Raw genomic sequence first — 975 nt, forward strand, 5'->3', positions numbered from 1 at the left:
GGTTGAAGGTGCGATGGCAGTTGCGGCAGCGGTAGCGCTGCAGTCCGTGCGCATGGCCGTGGCGAAAGGGTTTGTCGGCCTGGCAGTGCGGGCAGCAGAGTGGCGCGGCGGGCTGCTCGACGATCTCGAGTACACGGTCGAGGCCGGCCGCCGATTGCAGCAGGTCGAGCAGGYGGTCGCGCTGGCGCCGCGTCAGGCTGGACAGGCGTTGCAGGAACTGTTCGAACTGCCGTGCTTGCATGGGGCCTCCGTCAACGGTTCAGGTCGACATTGGACCGCAGGCTTGCAGAAAAGATTCCACACTTGGCGCGAACAGCGCCAAAAAAACCGTCCGGCTATGAACCGGACGGCTTTGTCGTGAAGCGGAGAATCTTCAGCGTGGCGCCGAGTCCTTCGTGTGGGGCTTGGTGCTGCCGATGCGCGCTGGATCGAACAGCCTGACCCGTTGCGACACAGGCTGGACGAAGCGGCTGCCGGTGCGGAATCGCGATCCGCCGGCGATCGCCAGCATTGCCTGGCGGTCCAGATCGATGTTTTCGGACAGATCCTTGATGACGATGATAGCCATGATGCCTCCTGGGAAAATGGCAGGTAAACGGACTGCAAACCCATTGCCGGGATAGAGCCCGGCAATGGGGTGTAGGGAAGGGCGGTATCAGAAGGTGAGCTTGTTTTCGCCCTTCAGTGCGGCGGCCACATCGATATCGGGGCCGCGGAACCCGGCGCCGATGACGCCGTTGTTGTTGAGGACATTCACGCCGATCTGCTGGAACTGTGCAAGCTGCTGGTTCACGTTCACATTGACGTTGACGTCCTTGCCGAAGGCGTAGCCGCCGCGGACCGCCGACATGGCCTGGCCGTCGATCGTGGCGCTGTGCGCCAGGTCGTGGATTGCGATGGATGACATGGGTCTCTCCTTCTCAGCCGACGATCTTGTTCTGGCCGTTCTGGTGCACGTTGCTGTGCACGCTGACG

General features: G+C 62.5%; 3 protein-coding genes. All 3 read right to left on the reverse strand.

Features of this window, described 5'->3' with window-relative positions; all coding sequences use genetic code 11:
• On the reverse strand, window positions 1–241 hold a 241-nt coding region (locus AB4Z32_RS27430; RefSeq protein ID WP_442124978.1), incomplete at its 3' end, for a transposase.
• A gap of 132 nt (window positions 242–373) precedes the next feature.
• Window positions 374–568, reverse strand: coding sequence for a hypothetical protein (locus AB4Z32_RS27435; RefSeq protein ID WP_442124979.1), 195 nt, complete (start codon window positions 566–568; stop codon window positions 374–376).
• A gap of 87 nt (window positions 569–655) precedes the next feature.
• On the reverse strand, window positions 656–907 hold the full coding sequence (locus tag AB4Z32_RS27440) for a hypothetical protein (RefSeq protein WP_442124980.1): 252 nt from the start codon (window positions 905–907) through the stop codon (window positions 656–658).
• Window positions 908–975: the final 68 nt, after the last annotated feature.

Origin of the sequence: Massilia sp. 2TAF26, from assembly GCF_052115005.1 — a bacterium.
Taxonomy (GTDB): Bacteria; Pseudomonadota; Gammaproteobacteria; order Burkholderiales; family Burkholderiaceae_D; genus Telluria.